Origin of the sequence: Pseudomonas soli (assembly GCF_021283165.2) — a bacterium.
GTDB classification, from domain to species: Bacteria; Pseudomonadota; Gammaproteobacteria; order Pseudomonadales; family Pseudomonadaceae; genus Aquipseudomonas; species Aquipseudomonas soli.
The window spans coordinates 4,901,044-4,914,915 of the sequence record NZ_CP128543.1 but is presented as its reverse complement, the minus strand read 5'-3'; the positions used below and the strand labels follow the sequence as shown (position 1 = coordinate 4,914,915).

Annotated in this window: 11 protein-coding genes; 1 reads left to right on the top strand and 10 read right to left on the bottom strand. The window is 63.6% G+C overall.

Annotated features, from left to right (window positions below; all coding sequences use genetic code 11):
* Positions 1–79 precede the first annotated feature (79 nt).
* The 6 genes from gcsR to arcD (LU688_RS22625) form a co-directional block, all read right to left on the bottom strand.
* A complete protein-coding gene (gcsR, locus tag LU688_RS22650) occupies positions 80–1,588 on the bottom strand; it encodes a transcriptional regulator GcsR (RefSeq protein WP_160290942.1) in 1,509 nt (502 codons plus the stop codon).
* 105 nt (positions 1,589–1,693) lie between these two features.
* On the bottom strand, positions 1,694–2,062 hold the full coding sequence (locus LU688_RS22645; RefSeq protein WP_031315061.1) for a DUF5064 family protein: 369 nt from the start codon (positions 2,060–2,062) through the stop codon (positions 1,694–1,696).
* Positions 2,063–2,118: 56 nt separating this feature from the next.
* On the bottom strand, positions 2,119–3,048 hold the full coding sequence (arcC, locus tag LU688_RS22640) for a carbamate kinase (protein ID WP_160290943.1): 930 nt from the start codon (positions 3,046–3,048) through the stop codon (positions 2,119–2,121).
* A 143-nt stretch (positions 3,049–3,191) separates the two neighbouring features.
* Positions 3,192–4,202, bottom strand: coding sequence for an ornithine carbamoyltransferase (locus LU688_RS22635; protein ID WP_094011694.1), 1,011 nt, complete (start codon positions 4,200–4,202; stop codon positions 3,192–3,194).
* Between the two features lie 68 nt (positions 4,203–4,270).
* Positions 4,271–5,524, bottom strand: a complete 1,254-nt coding sequence (arcA, locus tag LU688_RS22630; RefSeq protein ID WP_038706746.1) for an arginine deiminase — start codon at positions 5,522–5,524, stop codon at positions 4,271–4,273.
* A 32-nt stretch (positions 5,525–5,556) separates the two neighbouring features.
* On the bottom strand, positions 5,557–6,984 hold the full coding sequence (gene arcD / locus LU688_RS22625; RefSeq protein ID WP_023630518.1) for an arginine-ornithine antiporter: 1,428 nt from the start codon (positions 6,982–6,984) through the stop codon (positions 5,557–5,559).
* Between the two features lie 425 nt (positions 6,985–7,409).
* Between arcD (LU688_RS22625) and arcD (LU688_RS22620) the strand changes: the two genes are divergently transcribed.
* A complete protein-coding gene (gene arcD, locus LU688_RS22620; protein WP_023630516.1) occupies positions 7,410–8,837 on the top strand; it encodes an arginine-ornithine antiporter in 1,428 nt (475 codons plus the stop codon).
* Between the two features lie 24 nt (positions 8,838–8,861).
* Here the strand turns inward: arcD (LU688_RS22620) and LU688_RS22615 are convergent, their stop codons facing one another.
* The 4 genes from LU688_RS22615 to LU688_RS22600 form a co-directional block, all read right to left on the bottom strand.
* The gene (locus LU688_RS22615) at positions 8,862–9,275 is read right to left on the bottom strand and encodes a YbaN family protein (RefSeq protein ID WP_160290944.1); all 414 of its coding nucleotides are present in this window, start codon (positions 9,273–9,275) and stop codon (positions 8,862–8,864) included.
* Positions 9,276–9,324: 49 nt separating this feature from the next.
* Positions 9,325–9,930, bottom strand: coding sequence for a biliverdin-producing heme oxygenase (locus LU688_RS22610; RefSeq protein ID WP_038706745.1), 606 nt, complete (start codon positions 9,928–9,930; stop codon positions 9,325–9,327).
* A 181-nt stretch (positions 9,931–10,111) separates the two neighbouring features.
* Positions 10,112–12,700 carry a TonB-dependent receptor gene (locus LU688_RS22605; protein ID WP_160290945.1) on the bottom strand — a complete coding sequence of 863 codons (2,589 nt, stop codon included), beginning with the start codon at positions 12,698–12,700 and terminating at the stop codon, positions 10,112–10,114.
* Positions 12,701–12,825: 125 nt separating this feature from the next.
* Positions 12,826–13,800: a FecR family protein gene (locus LU688_RS22600; RefSeq protein ID WP_160290946.1), complete on the bottom strand. Its 975-nt coding sequence runs from the start codon at positions 13,798–13,800 to the stop codon at positions 12,826–12,828.
* Positions 13,801–13,872 lie beyond the last annotated feature (72 nt).

Here is a 13,872-nt window from a genome sequence, read left to right as displayed (position 1 = left end):
GGTGTGTAGCGAATTCTGTACAGTGGAATGATTTTAATACGGCCTGCTTCCGGAGCGGGATTGGGCCGGCGAAGCAGCATCAGGCCTTGTTTGGAATACCGTACTTGCGCAAGCGCTGGGCTATCGCGGTATGCGAGGTTTGCAAGCGCCCCGCCAACTGCCGCGTCGAGGGATAGCTGGCATACAGGCGTTGCAGCAACTCCCGCTCGAAATCCCCCACGGCCTGTTCCAGGCTGGCCACCTCGCCATCCTGCCCGCGGGCCACCGAGGTGCCGGCGATGTCCAGGTCGCCGATGTCCACCACGTTGCTTTCGCAGATAGCCGCGGCGCGGAAGATCACGTTCTGCAACTGCCGCACGTTGCCCGGCCAGGGGTTGCCCAGCAGCGCCGGATGGGTGGCGGGCGCCAGGCGGCAGGGCGGGCGCTGGATCTGGGTGCAGGCCTGCTGCATGAAGTACTGCGCCAAGGACAGGATGTCCTGGCCGCGATCACGCAGGGGCGGAACTTGCAGGTTGAGCACGTTGAGGCGGTAGAACAGGTCTTCGCGGAAGGTGCCCTCGGCGACCATGCGTTCCAGGTCGCGGTGGGTGGCGCTGATGATGCGCACGTCCACCTTCACTTCGCGGTCGCCACCCACGCGGCGGAAGCTGCCGTCGCTGAGAAAACGCAGCAGCTTGGCTTGCAGGTAGGGCGACATCTCGCCGATCTCGTCGAGGAACACCGTGCCCTGGTTGGCCAGCTCCATCAGCCCGGGCTTGCCGCCACGTTGCGCGCCGGTGAAGGCGCCGGGGGCATAGCCGAACAGCTCGCTCTCGGCCAGGCTCTCGGGCAGCGCCGCGCAGTTGAGCGCCAGGAACGGCGCGGCGTGGCGGCTGCTGATGGCGTGGCAGGCGCGGGCCACCAGCTCCTTGCCGGTGCCGGTCTCGCCGTGCACCAGCAGCGGCGCATCGAGGGTGGCCACGCGCAAGGCGCGGGCCTTGAGGGTGCGAATCGCCGGGGAGTCGCCGAGCATGGCGTCGAAGCCTTCGGCGTGGTCGTGGTGCAGGGCCGACAGCCGCTCGCCCATGCGGTTCGGCGGGTACAGCGTCAGCAGGCCGCCGGCGTGGGTGATCGGCGTGGCGTCGAGCAGCAAGCTCTGGCCGTTCAACTGCATTTCGCGCATGGGCAGGTGGAAATTGTTGTCCAGCAGGGCCTGCAGCAGCTCGGGGTCGCCGAACAGTTCGCCCACCGAACGCCCGGCGGACTCACGCCCGCACAGGGCGATCAGCGCAGGGTTGGCCAGCAGCACCTTGCCCGCGCTGTCCACCGCCAGCACCGGGTCGCTCATGGCGGCGAGCAGGGCGTCGAGTTGCAGGTGCCGGCGTTGGCCGGGGAGGATGTCGACCACTTCCACCGATTGCACGCCGCGTACCTCGAACAGCGCGTCGTGCAGCTCTTCGAGCACGGCGGGGCTCAGGGTCGGGGCGTCGATGTAGACGTTCGGCGGGACCATCTCCACGGCATCGAGGTTGAGGTTGCGGGCGCCGAGCAGGGCCAGGACTTCCTGGGTGATGCCGACGCGGTCGATGAAGCTGACGTGGATGCGCATGGGGAGATCGGGGCAGTGGCCAAGCGAGTGCGCCAGTATGCCTTGGGAAGGGCTCTAAACCCAATCGCGGGGCAAGCCCGCTGCCACGAAGCCCCGCGATTGCACTCAGCCCAGATGCTCAGGCTTGATCGAATCACCCGATTTGACATCGAGCTTCTGGCGAATGTCTTCGAACATGTAGTCGTAGAGCTTGTGCGGCGAACCGAGGCTCTCGAATTTCTTCGGCGCTGGCAGGTACGACTGGGCCTTGCGGCTCAACTGCATCAGAAAGCTGGGTAGCACCTGGTCCTTGGCCAGGAAGAACTTCTCATCGACGGCCTTGCCCTCGATGTGGCCATGCATGCGGAACTGGATACCGCGGCCTTCGCTGGGATCCGATACGGCCTCGTAGTCGATGCACAGGTCGTAGCTGTGGTCGTTGGTGTTCAGCGCAGTGCGCTCGATATGCACGTGACCGGGTTGATACTGGGCCATGGCGAGGTCCTCCGGAAGGTTGAAAACGGCCGGTGCCAGGCACCGGCCAACTGCGTTCAACGGTAGCTGATTCCCGGCTTGGCGGTGGAAACGCGGGTACCGGCGGTGCCTTTGACGATGTCCTCGATGTTCTCCAGCGAGCTGATTACCGCGACCTTGCCGGTATTCCGGGCGAAATCGCAGGCAGCCTGCACCTTGGGCCCCATGGAGCCGGCGGCAAAGCCCAGCTTCTCGAGCTCGTCGGGGTGCGCCTGGGCGATGGCTTTTTGTGTCGGCTTGCCGAAATCGATGTACGCAGCGTCGACGTCGGTGGCGATGATCAGCAGGTCGGCATCCAGCTGTTCGGCCAGCAGCGCCGAGCACAGGTCCTTGTCGATCACCGCCTCGATGCCCTTGAGCTTGCGGTTTTCGTCGTACATGGTGGGGATACCGCCGCCGCCGGCGCAGATCACGATGCTGCTTTTTTCCAGCAGCCACTTGATCGGGCGGATCTCGAAGATGCGCTTGGGTTTCGGGCTGGCCACCACCCGGCGGTACTTGTCGCCGTCGGGCTTGACCACCCAGCCCTTGTCCTTGGCCAGGCGTTCGGCTTCGTCCTTGGCGTACACGGGGCCGATGAACTTGGTCGGGTCCTTGAACGCCGGGTCGTTGGCGTCCACTTCAACCTGGGTGAGCAGCGTGGCGAATGGCACCTCGAAGTCCAGCAGGTTGCCCAGTTCCTGCTCGATCATGTAGCCGATCATGCCTTCGGTCTCAGCGCCAAGCACGTCCAGCGGATAGGCTTCATCCGGCTTGTACGACAGCCCCTGCAGCGACAGCAGGCCGACTTGCGGCCCGTTGCCGTGGGCGATGACCAGTTCGTTGCCGGGATGGATCTTGGCGATCTGTTCGGTGGCGGTGCGGATATTGGCACGCTGGTTGTCGGCGGTCATCGGCTCGCCGCGGCGCAACAGGGCGTTGCCGCCCAATGCAACAACGATACGCATGGGGAATGTCCTTTGCGGATTTAGGGTAAGCGCCTCGTTCCTTTGTGGGAGCCGGCTTGCCGGCGATCACTGGCGAAGCCGGTGCCATGCACCGTGTTGCCCGTATCGCCGGCAAGCCGGCTCCCGCAGAGTCAAGGCCGCTGTCAGAGATCAGCCAGGGTCGACACGAGGATCGCCTTGATCGTGTGCATGCGGTTTTCCGCCTGCTCGAAGGCGATGCACGCCGGCGACTCGAACACGTCATCGGTCACTTCGATGCCGTTGGCCAGGTGCGGGTACTGTTCGGCGATCTGCTTGCCGACCTTGGTCTCGGAGTTGTGGAACGCCGGCAGGCAGTGCATGAACTTGGTGCGCGGGTTGCCGGTGGACTTCATCAGCTCCTTGTTCACCTGGTACGGCAGCAGTTGCTGGATACGCTCGCCCCAGGCCTCGACCGGTTCGCCCATTGATACCCATACATCGGTGTGGACAAAGTCGACGCCCTTGACCGCGGCTTTCGGGTCTTCGGTCAGGGTGATGCGCGCGCCGCTTTCTTCTGCGTACTTTTTGCACCGTTCGACCAGGTCGTCATGCGGCCACAGGGCCTTGGGCGCGGCGATGCGCACGTCCATGCCGAGCTTGGCGCCGATCAGCAGCAGCGAGTTGCCCATGTTGTTGCGGGCATCGCCCAGGTAGGCATAGCTGATGTCGTGCAGCGGCTTGTCGCTGTGCTCGCGCATGGTCAGCACGTCGGCGATCATCTGGGTCGGGTGGTATTCGTCGGTGAGGCCGTTGAACACCGGCACGCCAGCGAACTTGGCCAGTTCCTCGACGATCTCCTGCTTGAAGCCGCGATACTCGATGGCGTCGTACATGCGCCCGAGCACGCGGGCGGTGTCCTTCATGCTTTCCTTGTGGCCGATCTGCGAGGAGTTGGGATCGATATAGGTGACGTTAGCGCCCTGGTCGTAGGCGGCGACTTCGAAGGCGCAGCGGGTGCGGGTCGAGGTCTTCTCGAAGATCAGGGCGATGTTGTTACCTTTCAGGTGCTGCTGCTCGGTGCCGGTGTACTTGGCGCGCTTGAGGTCGCGGGACAGGTCAAGCAGGTAACGCAGCTCGCGGGTGGTGTGATGTTCGAGGCTGAGCAGGTTACGGTTGTGGATGTTGAACGCCATGATGATTCTCCTTGAGTTCGGTAATCCCCCGGCCGCCGCTGGGTGAGCACGGCCGGGGTAATGGACGTTTAGTAGTCGATAGGGTCGCGCACGATCGGGCAGGTCATGCAGTGACCGCCGCCGCGGCCCCGGCCCAGTTCGCCGGCGCTGATGGTGATGACCTCGATCCCGGCCTTGCGCAGCAGGGTATTGGTGTAGGTGTTGCGGTCATAGCCGATGACCACGCCGGGCTCCACGGCCACCACGTTGTTGCCGTCATCCCACTGTTCGCGCTCGGCGGCGAAGCTGTTGCCACCGGTCTCGACCACGCGCAGCTTGACCCCTAGGTGCTCGCCGACCACCTCGATGAATGACTTGTTCTCGCGGCGCACGTCCATGCCGTAAGGCTTGCTTTCGTCCGGGCGAATGATGAACGGCACGATCTCTCTCACCACCTCCGGGAAGACCGTGACCAGGTCGCGGTCGCAGAAGCTGAACACGGTGTCCAGGTGCATCGCGGCGCGGGATTTGGGCAGGCCGGCGACGATGACTTTCTCCACCGCGCCTTTGGCGAACAGGCTCTGTGCCAGCTGGCCGATGGCCTGACGCGAGGTGCGCTCGCCCATACCGATGAGCACCACGCCCTTGCCGATCGGCATCACGTCGCCGCCTTCGAGGGTGGCGTTGCCGTGGTCCTTGTCCGGGTCGCCGTACCAGACCTGGAAGTCGGCGTTGGTGAACTCCTTGTGGAACTTGTAGATGGCGGTGGTCAGCAGGGTTTCCTGGCGTCGCGCAGGCCAGTACATCGGGTTGAGCGTCACGCCGCCGTAGATCCAGCAGGTGGTGTCGCGGGTGAACTGGGTGTTTGGCAGCGGCGGCAGGATGAAGCTGGAGTGGCCCAGGTAGTCGTTGTACATCTTGACCACGCTGGCGCCTTCGCTTTCCGGCAGGTCCTGGCCTGCCACGCCGCCGATCAGGAATTCGGCCAGGTGGCGTGGGTCGAGGCCCTCGAGCCAGCTACGCACTTCGTTGGTGAGGCCGACGCCGACGGTGTCGGAGGTGATCTTGCGGTCGAGAATCCACTTCAGCGCTTCAGGTTGCTGGACGATGTCGGTCAGCAGGTTGTGCATCTCCAGGACATCGACGCCGCGCTCACGCATCTTGGTGACGAAGTCGAAGTGGTCGCGCTTGGCCTGGTCGACCCAGATCACATCGTCGAACAGCAGTTCGTCGCAGTTGCTCGGGGTCAGGCGCTTGTGCGCCAGGCCCGGGCTGCAGACCATCACTTTGCGCAGCTTGCCGGCTTCGGAATGAACGCCGTATTTCTGTTTCTCAGTGGACATGGTGAATCCTCCTGTAATGCGAAGACATGGGTTCAGAGCGTCAGGAAGCCGTCATACAGGCCGTAGGCAGCCAACAGGGCGCCCGCGACCACGGCGGCGAAGATCAGTTTTTCCACGCTGGTGAAGATCGGTTGGCCGACCTCGCGCTTGGCCTTGGCGAACAGGATCGCGCCAGGGGCATAGAGCAGAGCCGAGAGCAGCAGGTACTTGACGCCACCGGCGTACAGCAGCCAGATCGCGTAGAGCAGGGCGATGCCGCCGATGATCAGGTCTTTCTTGCGTTCAGCCAGGGCCTGCTCATAGGTTTCATTGCGCCAGGCGAGCAGGAAGGCATAGGCCGCCGACCACAGGTAGGGCACCAGGATCATCGAGGTGGCGAGGTAGATCAGCGACAGGTAGGTGCTGTTGGAGAACAGGGTGATGACCAGGAAGATCTGCACCATGGCGTTGGTCAGCCACAGGGCGTTGGCCGGCACATGGTTGGCGTTCTCGCGGCGCAGGAACTCCGGCATGGTGTGGTCCTTGGCGGCGGCGAACATGATCTCGGCGCACAGCAGCACCCACGACAGCAGCGCCCCCAGCAGCGAGATGATCAGGCCGACGCTGATCAGCACCGCGCCCCAGTGGCCCACCACATGTTCGAGCACGGCGGCCATCGACGGGTTCTGCAGCTTGGCCAGCTCGGGTTGGGTCATCACGCCCAGCGACAGCACGTTGACCAGCACCAGGAACAGCAGCACGGTGATAAAGCCGATGACCGTGGCCTTGCCGACGTCAGAGCGCTTTTCCGCACGAGAAGAGAAGATGCTCGCGCCCTCGATGCCGATGAACACCCACACGGTGACCAGCATCATGTTGCGCACCTGGTTCATCACGCTGCCCAACTCCGGTGTGCCCACGGCCCAGATATCCGCGGTGAACACATCGAGCTTGAACGCGAACAGGCAGATCAGGGCGAACAGGGCCAGCGGCACGACCTTGGCCACGGTGGTGACCAGGTTGATGAACGCGGCTTCCTTGATGCCGCGCAATACCAGGAAATGCACGGCCCACAGCAGGACCGAGGCGCCGATCACCGCCGCCGGGGTATTGCCCTCACCGAAAACCGGGAAGAAGTACCCCAGGGTGCTGAACAGCAGCACGAAATAGCCGACGTTGCCCAGCCAGGCGCTGATCCAGTAGCCCCAGGCTGAGGAAAAGCCCATGTAATCGCCAAAACCAGCCTTGGCGTAGGCGTACACGCCGCCGTCCAGGTCGGGTTTGCGGTTGGCCAGGGTCTGGAATACGAAGGCGAGGGTGAGCATGCCCACCGCGGTGATGGCCCAGCCGATCAGCACCGCGCCGACACCGGCACTGGCGGCCATGTTTTGCGGCAATGAGAAGATCCCGCCGCCGATCATCGAACCCACTACAAGTGCAACAAGCGCACCCAGTTTTAGTTTTCCGGGAGAATCAGACATTTATCGACTCCGTACCAGGAGAAAGTTGACCTCAGAATAAATCTGACGCCTGGATCATTCGCTGACTTAGATCAGTTCATGCCAGCATGAAGGTAAGAAAAAACCTTCATGCGTCTCCTGGAGGATGCCGACAGCTTCGTTGCAGGCCTTGTACGCTGGCACCTCCATGTCCTTCTGGAGCAAACGCTCCGTTTTGCCTGCGAACCATGAAGTTAGTCTCTTTTAGGCTTTTCGCAAATTTTTCACAGTAAATAGCGACGTATTTAGGTGGGGAGTGAGATACTTTGCAATTGTCACTTTTCACCGCCCCGCGCTATAGACAGTCCGGTTATGAGTGCTATAGCTTTAATGGCTCGATTCAATAAGAAACTTGTAACATTCATGTTGCCAAATACGTTTACGCGCACCCGCGCACGAGGAGCCCCATGAGCGAACCGGGACAGAAGCTACGCCTGGGCGCGCTGATCGCGTTGGTGGTCGGTTCGATGATCGGCGGTGGGATCTTCTCGTTGCCGCAAAACATGGCGGCGCGCGCCGATGTCGGCGCAGTGCTGATCGGTTGGGGCATCACCGCGGTGGGCATGCTGGCATTGGCCTTTGTGTTCCAGACCCTGGCCAACCACAAACCTGAGTTGGACTCAGGGGTGTACGCCTATGCCAAGGCCGGTTTTGGCGACTACATGGGCTTTTCTTCGGCCTGGGGCTACTGGATCAGTGCCTGGTTGGGCAACGTTGGCTATTTCGTGCTGCTGTTCAGCACCCTCGGTTTCTACTTCCCGGTGTTCGGCCAAGGTAATACGCCGATGGCCATCGGCTGTGCTTCATTGCTGCTGTGGGCGGTGCACTTCCTGGTGCTGCGTGGCATCAAGGAGGCGGCCTTCATCAACCAGGTGACCACTGTGGCCAAGGTCGTGCCGTTGCTGATATTCATCGTCATCGCGGCTGTCGCCTTTCGCGCCGATATTTTCACCCGCGACATCTGGGGGATGAGCAATCCGCAGTTCGGCAGCGTCCTCGAGCAGGTCCGCAACATGATGCTGGTGACGGTGTTCGTGTTCATCGGCATCGAAGGTGCGAGTGTCTATTCGGGGCGAGCGCTGCGTCGCACCGATGTGGGCAAGGCCACGGTGATCGGCTTTCTCGGCGTGCTGGCGCTGCTGGTGCTGGTCAACGTGTTGTCGCTGGGGGTCATGACCCAGCCGGAACTTGCCGGGTTGCAGAATCCATCGTTGGCGTCGGTGCTGGAGCACATCGTCGGGCCCTGGGGCGCATTACTGATCAGCCTCGGCCTGGCGGTGTCGTTGCTCGGGGCGCTGCTGTCGTGGGCGCTGTTGTGTGCCGAGATCCTCTTCGCCACTGCCCGTGACAAGACCATGCCGCGGTTCCTGGCGCGAGAAAACGCCAACCATGTGCCGGCCAACGCCTTGTGGCTGACCAACGTGATGATTCAGGGCTTTTTGTTGATCACACTGTTCTCCGCCGGTACCTACACCAGCCTGATCTACCTGGCGTCGTCGATGATCCTGGTTCCTTACTTCTGGTCGGCGGCCTATGCGGTGTTGCTGACCGTGCGAGGCGAGAGCTACCAGGGGCAGGCGGGGTTGCGGCGCAAGGACATGCTGGTTGCCGTGATCGCGCTGTCATATGCGGTGTGGTTGCTGTATGCCGGTGGGCTCAAGTACATCCTGCTGTCGGCGTTGCTCTATGCCCCGGGGGTGATCCTGTTCGCCCGGGCCAAGCGCGAGCAGGGGCAGGTGCTGTTCACCGCATGGGAGAAGCTGATTTTCGCGGCGGTGCTGGTGGGCGCCGGGTTGGCGGCGTATGCGCTGTATTCGGGCTTGCTTAGCCTCTGACTGCTCATGTCAGGCGCGATTGAATCAATTTTGCAGTTCGACGCTGCCTTGCGAAACAGGCCGTTCCGGGCGTGACCAGATCCATAGGTTGCCGAGCGCCATGCCGCCGATGGCAAGGAATACGGGCCAGTGGTGCTCGAGGACGATCAGCATGAGGCTTGCGCATAGCAACATGCTGATAGTGGCGCTGATCTTGGCGCGCCGCTGGATCACCTTGCCGTTGCGCCAATTGAAGAGGATCGGGCCGAACAGTCGGTGGTTCTCAAGCCACGCGGACAGCCGCGGCGAGCTGCGGGTAGCGGCCCAGGCGGCGAGGAGGATGAACTCGGTGGTGGGCAGCCCGGGAATGACGATGGCGACCAGGCCAATGCCCAGGCTCACATAGGCCAGGATCGCATACAGCAGGCGGGATACTTTGGAGCGGGCGATTCGGGTCATGGTCTCACTGCAACGGTGCGGCCGCCCGCAGACGGCCGGGTAAAGCGTGTCAGGCCAGCGCCGCGTCGGCGGCATAGGCATGCTTGAGCAGCTCGGTGAAGCGCTCGAAGGCGGCGACCGCGCCACGTTCGGCGGCGGCGTCTTCCTCGGGCGACAGGTCCAGGCTGTCGAGGATGCGGGTGAACTGTTTCCAGCCTTCGGCGCGACCGCCGGCCGGTTCGCCCAGGTGACGGGCACCGAAGGTTTCGGACAGTTCCAGGGCCACGGCGCGCTTGATCAGGAATGCGGCGCCCAGTTTGGAGCCTTCGGAGACGAAGATCCAGCCCAGGGCTTCGCCCAGGCTTGGCTTGCCCAGGGCGCCGGCGAAGGGCGCGGGCACTTCGGTGTCGAGGTCGGCCAGGTCGAGGCGGGCCTGCTCGGCGCGGCAGCGCTCGGCCAGGTCGGGGACGATGGCGATCAGTTGCGGGTCGGTGTACAGCGCCTGCAACTCGGACTGGAACAGGTACTGGGCGACCACGAAGCGGGCGAAGCTCTCGCGGCTGTCGAACGGCTTGTGCGACTTGACCAGGGCGTCCAGCTCGGTGTGCGGGGCATGGGTGACCTGGTTCAGGCGCTGGGAGCGCAGGTTGGCGCGTTCGGTGGAAGGGGCGGTCATGGGGGCATCCTTGGAAAATGGGGCGTCTAGTGACAAGACGAAACAGAAGACGCGGAACAGTAAAAAAACCTCACCTGCGAAGTGAAATCATTCGCACAGGGCTCGATGCAGCGCCGGGCAAGCCCGCTCCCACGCGGGAACTGGGGGAACGAGCTTGTCCGGCGATGGCGATCTCAACCCGTCAGATGTCCCACACCAGGTTGATGGCAAAGTTGCGGCCCGGCATGGTCAGGCGATCGAGATTGGCCGGCTGGGTCACTCCCGCTTCGCCAAGCGCGTCGTAGCCACGTACGTCATCCCACTGCCAGTACTTCTTGTCGGTCAGGTTGTAGAGGCCTGCGTTGACGGTGATGTCGTCGGTCACTTTGTAGTAGCCGGTCAGGTCCAGCACGCCGTAGCCAGGCGTGCGGAACTGCTTGCTGGCGCCATCGGGGGCGAAGAAGGTGGAGTCGTCGACGCGGTCCTTGCGCTTGACCAGGGTCCAGCTCAGCAGCCCCCCATAGTTCTGTTGCTCGTAGCCCAGGCCGAGGACCGCGGTCAGCGGGTTGACGCTGTTCAGTGGCTGACCGTTGTCATCGTTGCGGCCGCGGGCATAGGCCAGCGAGCCTTGGGTGTACAGGCCCTGGGCAGCGCCGAAGTGGTCGAGGTTGAGGCGGCCCTTGAACTCCGCGCCCTTGATGGTGGCGTGCTTGATGTTGTTGGCCTGGAAGGTCGAACCCAGGTTGGCCGACTGCACGGCGTCTTCGTTGATGAAGTCGCGGTACTTGTTATAGAACACCGCGATATCGAAGTTGCCGGCCTCGAAGTTACCGCGCAGGCCGGTTTCGTAGCTCTTGCTCTTCTCTGGCTCGAGGTCCGGGTTGGGTTGGACGCTGTAGCCCAGGGTCGGGTTGTCGAAGCGGCCGAACATGGCCTTGGCGGTCGGGGTACGGAAGCCCTCGGCGTATTGGCCGTACCAGGTGTAGTTGTCGTTGAAGGCATAGGTCACGCCGAATTTTGGCGAAACGCGGTGCCATTTCTTGTCTGCGTCGTCGATGGCCCCAGGCGCTGCACCGTTACCCTGGACCCCGCGCAGGAACTCGCTGGTCATCTGCGGTTCCATGCGGGTGTAGTCGTACCGAGCGCCGGGCAGGAAGGTCCAGTTGTTCCAGCGGATTTCGTCCTGGGCGAACAGGCTGTAGGTGTTGACCGTCGGGTCGGGGAAGTCGCTGACCCGTACCTGGCCGTCGCCGGGGCTATTCTGGCCGATCGCCGTACAGCTGCCGCCGACGTTGAGGCAGGTGCCGGTACCGCTGCGTGAACCGGTGATCTTTTCATGCTTGAGGGTCGTGCCGTAGGTCAGCAGGTGGTCGGTGGCACCCAGGCTGAAAGCCTTGTCCAGCTGGGCGTCGAATACCCACTGGCGGTCCTTGTAGGTGGTCTGGCGATCGCGGAACACCTGGCGGCCACTGGCGAAATACAGCTCGTCGGTGCGTTGGTCGGTCTTGGCGATCTGGTAGTTCAGGCTCCATTTCACGTGGTCGGCGACCAGGCTTTCAAGGCCGAACTCATGGTTGATGCCAAAGCGCTCGCGGGTAACGGTGTCGTCGCCCTGGCGCATCCGATACATGTTCGAGGCGCCGCGGCCCGGAATGAAGGGGCCTCCGACGGCGCTGAGGATGTTCTGGTCGCGGTCGTCCTTGTAGTGCTCGTAGGTGAAGCCGAAGCGGGCATCGTCGGCGTAGTTCCAGCCAAGCTTGGCCAGGACGTTGGTGGTGCGCACGTCCTCCGGGTTGGCCTTGCTGCGGTTCAGGCCGGTGCCGCCGTGTTCGCCATACGATTCGGTTTCATGGCCGTTACGTTGGCTCAGGTGCAGCAGGCCATCGAAATCGCCCTGGCGACCGGCGACGGTAGCCGAGGTCAGCCAGCTTTCGTCGGCCGAGCTGTAGCCGGTCTTCAGACGGGCGCCGACATCCTTGCCCGGCTTGATGATGTCCTCGGGATCGAGGGTGTAGTAACTCACCGCGCCGCCGATGGCGTTGCTGCCGTACAGCACCGAGGCCGGGCCGCGGAGGATCTCGACGCGCTTGACGATTTCCGGGTCGACATAGTTGCGCTGGGTCTGGGCGTAGGGGCCATAGAAGAAACTGTCGGGGATCGACACGCCGTCGACCTGGGTCAGGATACGTTCACCGTCGATGCCGCGAATGTTGTAGCCATTCAGGCCGCTGCGCTGGCCGACGCCACCGACGGAAACACCCGGCTCATAGCGCACCAGTTCCTTGATGTCGTTGACGTTCTGCCGGTCCAGTTGCTCGCGGGTCTTCACGCTGACGGTGCTCGGCACCTGGCTGACGTCCTGGGCGCTGCGGGTGGCGCTGACGGTCACCTGCTGCAGGGCGATGGCGTTGCCGGCGGCCTGGCGTTCCAGCACCACGTTGCCATTGCTGATCTTGCGGTAGCCCAGGCCGGTGCCGCGCAGCAGGCGCTGCAGCGCTGCTTCCGGGGCCAGCGAGCCCTGTACGCCCGGCGAGGCCACGCCGTCGGCCAGCTCGGCACTGAAGCCGACCTGCCAGCCGGTGACCTGGCTGAAGGCATTGATGGCTTCGACCAGCGGTTGCTGGGCGATGGCGAAGCGGTAATCGCCCATGCGCGGGCTACTCGCCTGGGCCGGTTCCACGGCCAGCGCGGGCAGGCTGCAGGCGCCGCTGGCGAGCAAAGCCAAGGTCAACAGGGACAATTGCCCGCGGCGGCGGGAAGAAGAGGACGGGCGGGTTTGACCTGTGGGCATCGAAAGCGCTCCCTGTCGCGCGTGAGTCATAGACAGTGTTTGTTCTCGTTTTCGAACGAGAATCAATCGTATTGGCTATAACGAGACGGGCGAGGTGTGGCGATCGCGTAAAAAAACTTGCAAGGTCAGTTAAGAATTACCACGGCTGGGTATTCATGCAGTTGCGCCGAGGTAATGTGGGCCAGGGCACGCAGCGTTTCCAGCGGCTGGTCGAGGCGATAGTTGCCGGTGACCGCGACCTGCTCCAGGTGCGCGTTGCGGTTGATGATCCAGCCCGGGTAGTAGCGGCGGACCTCCGCGAGCACCTGGCTCAGCGGGCAGTTCTCGAACACCAGGCGGCCTTCGATCCAGGCCAGGTCCTTGCTCATGTCGGGGCGCTGGCGCTGGCCGAAGCCCTTGGGGCCGACGCTGATGCTGTCGCCGGCGCTCAGGCGGATGCGTTGGTCGCTCGCGGCCTGCAGGTCGACATCGCCGCGTTGTACCCGCACCTGGGCCTCGCCATCGAGGTAGCGTACGGCGAAATCGGTGTCGCGCACGCTGGCGCGCAGTGGGCCGGCCTGGACTTCCAGCGGCGGCTGGCTGGTGTTGGACACCTGGAAATACGCCTCGCCCTGCAACAGCCGGGCGACCTTGCGGCCTTCGCGCTCGTCGCTGGCAAAGGCCGAATTGGTGTTGAGCAGCACCTTGGCGCCGTGGTCCAGCTCCAGGCGCTGGCGCTCGCCGACCACGGTCAGATGGTCGGCCTGCAGGCGCACTGGCAGGTTGCCGAACGTGAACAGCCCGACCAGCAGCACCGCGGCGGTGGCCAAAGGTTTCCAGTGGCTGCGCAGGCGCCCGGCAAGCGAGCGCTTGCGCCTTTGCTGCAGTTGCCCGGCCACCTGGCGCAGCGATGCGCCGTTCCACATCGCCTCGGCTTCGACATAGGCCTCGGCGTTTTCCGGCTCGGCGCCCAGCCAGTGCTCGAAAGCGCGGGTGTCGTCTTCGCTGGCGCATTGCAGGCGGATCAACCAGTCCAGCGCCTCTTCGCGGGCACGGGCGCGGGCACGGGCGCGGGCATCAGGCTCGGCGGGTGACGGGCGAGGGGTGGGGTGGTCGGTCACGACGGATCCTTGCATTGGGCATTTTTTGCGCATGATCAGTGCAGACCTTGCCCATGGCAAGGGCTTTGCGCT

What these genes read in the sequence shown, in the direction of transcription:
- LU688_RS22610 (WP_038706745.1), bottom strand. Translation starts at nt 9,930, where the DNA reads ATGACCGCCCCTTCCACCGAACGCGCCAACCTGCGCTCCCAGCGCCTG.
- LU688_RS22605 (WP_160290945.1), bottom strand. Translation starts at nt 12,700, where the DNA reads ATGCCCACAGGTCAAACCCGCCCGTCCTCTTCTTCCCGCCGCCGCGGG.
- arcD (WP_023630516.1), top strand. Translation starts at nt 7,410, where the DNA reads ATGAGCGAACCGGGACAGAAGCTACGCCTGGGCGCGCTGATCGCGTTG.
- LU688_RS22615 (WP_160290944.1), bottom strand. Translation starts at nt 9,275, where the DNA reads ATGACCCGAATCGCCCGCTCCAAAGTATCCCGCCTGCTGTATGCGATC.
- arcC (WP_160290943.1), bottom strand. Translation starts at nt 3,048, where the DNA reads ATGCGTATCGTTGTTGCATTGGGCGGCAACGCCCTGTTGCGCCGCGGC.
- LU688_RS22645 (WP_031315061.1), bottom strand. Translation starts at nt 2,062, where the DNA reads ATGGCCCAGTATCAACCCGGTCACGTGCATATCGAGCGCACTGCGCTG.
- LU688_RS22635 (WP_094011694.1), bottom strand. Translation starts at nt 4,202, where the DNA reads ATGGCGTTCAACATCCACAACCGTAACCTGCTCAGCCTCGAACATCAC.
- arcA (WP_038706746.1), bottom strand. Translation starts at nt 5,524, where the DNA reads ATGTCCACTGAGAAACAGAAATACGGCGTTCATTCCGAAGCCGGCAAG.
- arcD (WP_023630518.1), bottom strand. Translation starts at nt 6,984, where the DNA reads ATGTCTGATTCTCCCGGAAAACTAAAACTGGGTGCGCTTGTTGCACTT.
- gcsR (WP_160290942.1), bottom strand. Translation starts at nt 1,588, where the DNA reads ATGCGCATCCACGTCAGCTTCATCGACCGCGTCGGCATCACCCAGGAA.